We start from the raw sequence: 7,137 nt of genomic DNA, 5'->3' as shown, positions 1-7,137 counted from the left end.
CCACCAGAGCGACAACTTGTCATTCAAAGAGGACGGCATGACCAGAAGGTCTATGCCGTCCTCTTTTCATGCCAATTTGTTCGCTCTGGTGGGCGCTCGCTTTCGTTGCCGAAACATCGACATTGCCTTGGTCGAAACCTGCCAAAAAGGGACAGGTTTATTTTGGTCGGTTTTATCTGGGCAAACGTGGTCATCTATCGCAATGTAGTCGTTCGGGTTTTGTCAATAAGGATAGAGAAAAAAGTAAATTATTTTTATGAGGTTACAACATCGGATTGAATAAGGCGCAGTACCTTGTCGGTAAAGGTTTCCCGGCTGGTCTGGCTGAAATGGAAATAAATATCAAAGGTCGTACCGCCAACGGTCTTTACCATATCGGGTGGCGGTACGTCCGGGGCGGGTGAAGCGTTGCCGCCCGCCATCACGGGCAGGGGGATGGCCTTGCCCTCTCTGCTGGTGCTGTCGCTCCCCTCCGGGGCGGGGATGGTGCTGGTGATCGTCATGCTGGGGTCGTAGGTCATAGGCTCTCCTTTCATCATTCATCAAAGTTAATCCACGTGAGCGCCATTTTGCCGCCCACGTTGGAGTGGGGGAAGGGGAATGTATTAGTCCCCCTTTGAGGACTGTCCACAAGCCCCCTGATTGCAAGGCTTTTCAGCCTCTAAATGTCCACGCCTGCGGCGTTCCCGTTCGCTGGCAGCTTTCTTTCTCCGGCGCACATTGGCGGCGCACTCGTCACAGTATTTGCCCCGATTGGAGCGCGGCACGAACATCGCCCCGCACTCGGCACAGGGCCGCGCCTGTCCTCGGTGGAGCAAGGCGGCACACAACCCCTTGTCTGTTGGCAGGACGGCGGCGCGGAACCATTTACAGACCAGGGAATAGGTGATACTCTGGACGCAGACACAAGGCTCCCAGCCGTCATCAAGAGCAAGACAGTTGCCGCCGTCATAATTGCAGCAGTCATGCACCAGCCGCCGGACGGCTCGGTACTGCTGGTAGGTCAGTCGGGGAATGCCGTTCACCGCTCCACCTCCCGGCGTTTCTGCTGGGTCTGCTCCTGCTGGTGTATGGCAGCATCGGCGTTCCGCTTCACCTGTTGAAGCCGCCGCAAATCGTCTTGGATAGGCTTGTACTGCTCATACTCGGCTGTGTACTCCTGGTGAAGCCTCGCCTGTTCCTGTTCCCACGCATGAACGGGGATTTTACCAGCAGGGGAACGGTGCTTGTCCAGCTTCCGGCGGGCCATGTGGAACGTCCTCAACTCGTTCTCATGCTCCCTCTCGAATTTTTCCCGCTTGCCCTTCCACTTGATACCCTGCAACTCGTCATAGACGGGCTTGGTGTCTCGGTAGAGGTCAACAAGGCGAAGCAGTTCCTTCAATTCGTTCAGACGGTCACGCTTCGCTTTCATGGATGTGTTGATGGCCTCCGTTCGTTCACTCTGGGCGGCGATATGGGTCTCTAAATCTTCCAGCGTAGCGATGCCCCTCTCGGTCAGAAAATTGATGGCCTCGGCAAAACCTTTAAGATTTCCAATCCTGGCGTTGCGGCTCCATGCTCCGGCGTTCCGGCCCTCATAGTAGTCGGTCAGCAGGGCGGCAAGGGTCGGGGCCTGGGGCTTGCTCAATTCTTCTTTTATGGCCTTAATCCAATCCGTCAGGCCGGCGATTTTCTTCCGAATATCCCGCAGAATGTTGTTGGCCTTTTTTATCCAGCGGTTCAGATCGCCCTTGTCGGTGGGGATGCCCTTGGCCTCCATCTGGCGGACGGCCACGCCCTCATGGACGGTGGGCAGCAGGTCAAGGCCCTGACGCTCATAGGAGCGGTGGTCGATGCGGCAGGTCAGCCCCTTTTCCTCAAACTTGGCGTTCACCATAGCGGCCCACGCCTCCCGCCAATGTTCCAGTGTTTCCGGGCTTCCCCAGTCGGTAGTGGGAACAGCGTCAAAGAGGGGCTTGCCGTCCTCTCCCATAATGCGGTTCCCGTCCTCGTCCAGACGGTAGCGGCGGCGCTGCTTGCACCCCCATTTGCCGTCTGGCTCAATGGGCCGGATGGGGCAGAGAACATGAAAGTGCGGGTTAGGAATACCGCCGTCCTCCTTGTCCGGCTGGTGGATGGCAAAGTCGGCAATCATGCCCCGGCCCACAAGCTGCTCCGAAACAAATTGCCTTGCAAGAGCGATGTTTTCCTCCAATGAAAACTCGTTCTGCAAGGCAATGTCAAAGCTATATGCAAGCTGGGCTTTCTTGCCGCGCTCGGCCTTCTCCACGGCGTTCCAGAGGGTGGCGCGGTCTTGGTACTGGTTGGGGGCCTGGGGCGGCAGGAGAATGTCTGTGCAGACCACGCCGCCCTTGTGGGTGTAGTCGCTGACCTCGCCATAGTATTCGCTATACAATTTCTCCCCGGCTCGGTAGGCGGCGGACGTGACAACAGACTGTCCCGCGCTCCGTTTGACCTGGGTAACGTGGAGATGGAACAGGGCCAATTATCCGCTTTCCTGCTGGTCAGTGGCTTGGCTCACCAGGGCGGCAACTTCCGGCAGGGAAAAGACCTTTTCCATCAAAAGAAAAAAGGCCCTTTCGCTCATGCCGCGCACCTCCGGGGCGATACTCTCCACCGCTCCGCCACGGGTGATAAGTCGGTGGTTTCGCTTCTTCCTTTCGCCTTGGGTGTAGTAGCGGATGCGGTTCTCATACCGCTGGCCTCTGTGCTGGTACTGCTCCAACTTAGCGGTGGCCTCAGCATACTCTTTCTCTAATTCTTCGCGTGACTTGTCCATCGTGTTTGACCTCCTTCTTGGCAAAACAAAAGACCGTCTACCTGCTGTGTCGGGTAAACGGTCAAGGGTAACGGTATTCGGTTTTAGCCTCGCTGGAAAGGTGCAGACGCAGAGCGGATGAACCTTTCCAGCGAGGGCGCAGGGATAGCCGCAAAGCGGCGCAAGGGGCGCAGCCCCTTGTACGGAGCGGAGCGACGCAAACGGCCCGGACTTTCGGAAGTCCGGGCCGTAGCCTCGCAGAGCGCACGATACATGGTCGCAGACCATGTATAGAAGTGCGCCCTTTGTTCCAAAGGGATTTTATAAGTCCATCATTGATGGGAGAATTTTGTTGAACATATGGCGCACCTTATCAATCCGGGTGTTTGGGCGGCGTGGCTGAAAAACTGGTTCGCCGCTGGCGATTTGATACCCCTTCAATTCTGTTAAACAAACGCTTCTCCCGTTTGTATAAAAGGTGAGGTCATTGCGGTACTCTTGCACACAGCGGGCAGGGATTTCGCCAGTAATAATCACCTCGCTGTTTTTAACCTGGGTCGTTTCAATACTCGCGCAATATTTTGGTGCGTCATGATAAGCTCTGGAGAGATATTCCTGCGGCGCATAGAGTGCAAAAGAAAGATATGGTTCCAATAGCTGCGTCCCCGCCTTTTTCAACACCTGCTCCAATACAATAGGTGCCAATGACCGAAAGTCTGCGGGAGTGCTGACCGGACTATAATAAAGCCCATACTCAAAACAGATTTTACAGTCCGTTACCTTCCATCCATACACGCCTTGTTCCAGACCGTAGCGGATACCATCCAATACAGCGTTTTGAAAACTCTGATTCAAGTATCCAACGGAAACTTTGCTCTCATACTGCACTCCGGTGCCAAGGGGGAGAGGGGTGACGGACAGCCCGATGGACGCCCAGAATGGATTGGGCGGCACTTCGATATGAATGGTGTGACTTGCCGCTTTCAATGGCCTCTCCATATAGATGACGGTAGGTTCTTTTGCAGTTGTGTTGAGCTGATATTTTTCCACCAGAAGATCAGAGATAATTTCCAATTGTACCCGGCCCAAAAAGGAGAGAATGATCTCATGGGTCACAGCGTCTAATTCATAGCGCAGAAGCGGGTCGGTATCCGCAATTTCTGTCAAGGCGTTTAACAAGCGTTCCCTCTGTTCTGGTTTCTCTGGTGCAATTGTTGTCCGCAGCAAAGGGAGAGGATTGTCGCTCCACGTTTCACGGGGCAGCAGCAGTTTGTTTCCCAGCACATCATTCAGCCGCAAACTGTCGCAGGGTACAATGACGATCTCGCCCGCATGGGCAATCTCTGTTCGGACAATCTCACCCTTTGAGGGGATACGCATTTCCGTAATTTTCAGTTTTTCTTTCCCTGCCAAGGCTACGGAATCCCGCAAATGAAGCGTACCGCTATACAACCGCAGATAGGCAAGGCGTTGGCTCTGGTTTGCGTACTCAACTTTGAACACAGTTCCGCACAATTCAGAGCTGTTCTGCCCGGTGGGTGATTGGAATGTATCTGTGACCGCTTCAATGAGCCTTGATTCTCATCTTCATTGCAACAGACTCAGGACTCAGCGCAACGCGTTGCGCTGAGTCCTGAGGCGCGAATCCGGGTAGGCAACCCCAGAGGGGCCGGAATCCCCCGGCCCGCGATGGAGGGAGGCCGAAATGTCCAGACCGAAGCCGTCCGGGAGGTCGTACGGGAGGCTCACGAGGCATGAGAGGAACACGGTCGAGAGGATGCTCGACCTCAACCGCAGCGCCCGCGAGATCGCCGCGGAGCTCGGCAGGTCGCCATCGACCGTGACCAGGGAGGTGGCGGCGCACCGCTACGTCACGGCGCCGCGCTCGCGCTACGGCGAGCCCGCTCCCGCGGACCTGTCGGGGGCCTGCCCCAGGCTCTCCTCGTGGCCGAGGTGCTGCAACGGCTGCTCGCACAGGAGGGGCTACGGCTGCTCGAGGAGGCCCAGGGTGTTCTATGTTAGCGTCAATCTATTTTTCACCAGTTTCGCTAAACAGGCGCGCCGTTCGCGCAAAGGCGGTTTCACCGGTTGCGCTAACGTATTTTCACCGATTCCGGTCACGGCTTGACGGGGCCGTCCCTCGGCAGGTCCTTCAGCCTGTAGGACCTGCCGGTTATCTTGACCAGGTGGCAGTGGTGGCACACCCTGTCCGCGATCGCGCTCGCCGCCACGTCGTCCCCGAACACCCTGCCCCAGCCGCTGATCCCCACGTTGGTGGTGATGATCGTCGAGCGCTGCTCGTAGCGCGTCGATATCAGCTGGAACAGCAGGTCCGCGCCCGCGCTGCCGACGTCGAGGTAGCCGAGCTCGTCGATGATCAGCAGCCTCGAGTGGGCGTAGTACTTGAGCCTCTTCTTGAGGATGCCGCGCGACGAGGCGTCCTCCAGGTCCTCGACGAGCCGGGCGCAGTCCACGAACCTGACCTCGCGCCCCGCCCTGACGGCCTCGATGCCCAGCGCGACGGCGAGGTGCGTCTTGCCCACGCCGGGGCTCCCCACGAGCAGGACGTTCTCGGCCCGCTCGACGAACCTCAGGGTCGCGAGCTCCTCGATCTCTGCGCGCGGGACCGACGGCTGGAAGTCCCAGTCGAAGTCCGCCAGCCCCTTGACGTAGGGGAACCCCGACGAACGTATGCGCTGGTTGGTGATCCTGACCTCCCGGGCGGCGACCTCGACGCGCGTCATCTCCTCGAGGGCGGAGGCGAAGCCCCGCTCGCCCGCGGCGACCATCCTCACGTAGTCGGGCAGGGACGCCGCCATCTCGTGCAGCCCGAGCGCGGAGAGGTTCGCCTGCGCCCTGATCGAGGGGCTGCCCTCCGCGACGGCGCCCATCACGCCCCTCCGAGCGAGTCGAGCAGCGCGAGGTTGGCGCGCGCGGCCTCGGCGATGTCCGCGTCGGCCAGGCCCCGCTTCCCCTCGAGGGCCTGCCCATAGTGGTCGGGGTCGTAGTTGATGGGCCTCGACGGCCCGGACGCGGCGTCGTGGACGGCGACCTCCTCGCCGGCCATCCTCACAACGACCTGGCCGCCGGGCATCGCTATGACGCTCACGCGCCGGCCGATGCAGCGCCTGGGCACGGACCACTCCCTGCCGGCGGCCCTGACGAGCATGGTCGGCGGGACGGTCTGGACGCTCGCGTCGCCCACCATCGACTCGAGGAGCCGGAGGTTCCCGATGGGCCGCAGGCTCTCCTTCTCCCGCATGAACAGCGCGTCGGGCGGCAGGCCGGTGGTGCGGTTCGGCTCCGAGTTGGCCTGGGCCTCGACCCGGGCCACCGCCTCGGCGAGGCCGCTCCACCCGGTGAACTCGCCGCCGTAGGCGAGCAGGCGGTTCAGGAAGCGGTTGGCCGACTCGTCCTTGCCCTTGGTCTGCGGCGAGCGCGGCGCGCAGAGTCTGAGCTCGAAGCCGGCCTCCCGCGCGAACCGCCACGCCCTCTCCTGCCTGGTCCTCCTGCGGCCCGAGACGGTCACCAGGCACGACATGTTGTCCGTGATGCACTCCTCCGGGACGCCGCCGAGGCGGGTGAAGGTGGCGAGCAGGCAGGACAGCAGGTCGTCGAGCGTGCGGCTCCTGACCGGTATGAAGCGGTGCTTCCGGGAGTAGCCGAGCGTCGCGGTGAACACGCTGAACTCGAAGACCTCGCCCTCCGAGTCGACGAGCCTCATGCCCTCCTTCCAGTCGAACTGCAGCTGCCTGCCCGGGGGCGTCTCGAACCGCGGGTGCGGCTCGCGGCCGCCCGCGCCCCCGAAGGGCACGTCGCGGGCCCGGCACCACGCGGTGAAGGCGCCGTACCCGGGCAGCCCCTCCCCGCGGCCCTCGCGCAGGAACGCGTAGACTGCCATCTTGGTCATCCCGGGCAGCTGGGCCTTCGCGCGGATCACCTCCTCGAGCGGGTCGAAGGCGCTGCCCCTCGCGGACCTCCCGTCGGCGGCGGACTCGCCCTCCCGCCAGTACTTGGCGACCGTGTGCCGGTCCATGCCGTGCCTCCTCGCGATCTCGCTGAAGTTCGGCTTCGCGCCGGACCCCCTGTAGACGTTCAGCTCTCCCATTACGTTTCGCTCCATATCCCGCTCCTCCCGGGTCGGATACCCGATCGGAGCATAGTTCCGTTAGCGCAGTTGGTGAAAGTACGTTAGCGGGGTCGGCGAAAGCGCGTTAGCGCATTCGGCGAGATGCGTTTGCGAAAGTGGTCAATTTTAGATTAGCGCTAACATTCTACAGCGCCAGGAGGGCGCAGGAGGCGGCCGACGCCGAGCTCTCGGGCAGCAGGTCCGGGATCGACGAGACCGAGGAGGGCGCCGCCGCCAAGCTCGCGGC

General features: G+C 60.5%; 8 protein-coding genes and 1 pseudogene. 2 read left to right on the top strand and 7 right to left on the bottom strand.

All coding sequences use genetic code 11. From position 1 onward, the window contains the following. A partial coding sequence (locus tag DWY05_RS10090) for a hypothetical protein (RefSeq protein ID WP_233511292.1) occupies positions 1-208 on the top strand: 208 nt, incomplete at its 5' end. A gap of 46 nt (positions 209-254) precedes the next feature. On the opposite strand, the gene DWY05_RS10010 is transcribed toward DWY05_RS10090, so the two are convergent. The 5 genes and pseudogenes from DWY05_RS10010 to DWY05_RS04830 all read right to left on the bottom strand — a co-directional run. Next, positions 255-521, bottom strand: coding sequence for a transposon-encoded TnpW family protein (locus tag DWY05_RS10010; RefSeq protein WP_035300361.1), 267 nt, complete (start codon positions 519-521; stop codon positions 255-257). Positions 522-605: 84 nt separating this feature from the next. Then, a complete protein-coding gene (locus DWY05_RS04845) occupies positions 606-1,025 on the bottom strand; it encodes a cysteine-rich VLP domain-containing protein (RefSeq protein WP_021631987.1) in 420 nt (139 codons plus the stop codon). Further along, positions 1,022-2,488, bottom strand: coding sequence for a MobQ family relaxase (gene mobQ / locus DWY05_RS04840; RefSeq protein WP_021631986.1), 1,467 nt, complete (start codon positions 2,486-2,488; stop codon positions 1,022-1,024). The genes DWY05_RS04845 and mobQ overlap by 4 nt, the downstream gene beginning before the upstream one ends. Continuing rightward, the gene (locus DWY05_RS09930; protein WP_021631985.1) at positions 2,489-2,782 is read right to left on the bottom strand and encodes a DUF3847 domain-containing protein; all 294 of its coding nucleotides are present in this window, start codon (positions 2,780-2,782) and stop codon (positions 2,489-2,491) included. It lies immediately after the preceding gene. Between the two features lie 300 nt (positions 2,783-3,082). Then, positions 3,083-4,336: pseudogene (locus DWY05_RS04830) on the bottom strand (tetracycline resistance ribosomal protection protein); the annotation flags it as partial. A 130-nt stretch (positions 4,337-4,466) separates the two neighbouring features. Between DWY05_RS04830 and DWY05_RS10170 the strand changes: the two are divergent. Further along, on the top strand, positions 4,467-4,889 hold the full coding sequence (locus tag DWY05_RS10170; protein WP_255413191.1) for a helix-turn-helix domain-containing protein: 423 nt from the start codon (positions 4,467-4,469) through the stop codon (positions 4,887-4,889). On the opposite strand, the gene istB is transcribed toward DWY05_RS10170, so the two are convergent. After that, the gene (istB, locus tag DWY05_RS04820; protein WP_117821545.1) at positions 4,879-5,652 is read right to left on the bottom strand and encodes an IS21-like element helper ATPase IstB; all 774 of its coding nucleotides are present in this window, start codon (positions 5,650-5,652) and stop codon (positions 4,879-4,881) included. The genes DWY05_RS10170 and istB overlap by 11 nt on opposite strands. Then, the gene (istA, locus tag DWY05_RS04815; protein ID WP_117821544.1) at positions 5,652-6,884 is read right to left on the bottom strand and encodes an IS21 family transposase; all 1,233 of its coding nucleotides are present in this window, start codon (positions 6,882-6,884) and stop codon (positions 5,652-5,654) included. The genes istB and istA overlap by 1 nt, the downstream gene beginning before the upstream one ends. Positions 6,885-7,137: the final 253 nt, after the last annotated feature.

Origin of the sequence: Collinsella sp. AF23-4AC, from assembly GCF_003462685.1 — a bacterium.
GTDB lineage: Bacteria > Actinomycetota > Coriobacteriia > Coriobacteriales > Coriobacteriaceae > Collinsella.
The sequence above is the reverse complement of the archived record's forward strand: the minus strand, read 5'-3'. Positions and strand labels throughout refer to the sequence as shown.

Coding starts and splice junctions, on each gene's coding strand:
- DWY05_RS10010 (WP_035300361.1), bottom strand. CDS start 521: ATGACCTACGACCCCAGCATGACGATCACCAGCACCATCCCCGCCCCG.
- DWY05_RS09930 (WP_021631985.1), bottom strand. CDS start 2,782: ATGGACAAGTCACGCGAAGAATTAGAGAAAGAGTATGCTGAGGCCACC.
- DWY05_RS10170 (WP_255413191.1), top strand. CDS start 4,467: ATGTCCAGACCGAAGCCGTCCGGGAGGTCGTACGGGAGGCTCACGAGG.
- istB (WP_117821545.1), bottom strand. CDS start 5,652: ATGGGCGCCGTCGCGGAGGGCAGCCCCTCGATCAGGGCGCAGGCGAAC.
- istA (WP_117821544.1), bottom strand. CDS start 6,884: ATGGAGCGAAACGTAATGGGAGAGCTGAACGTCTACAGGGGGTCCGGC.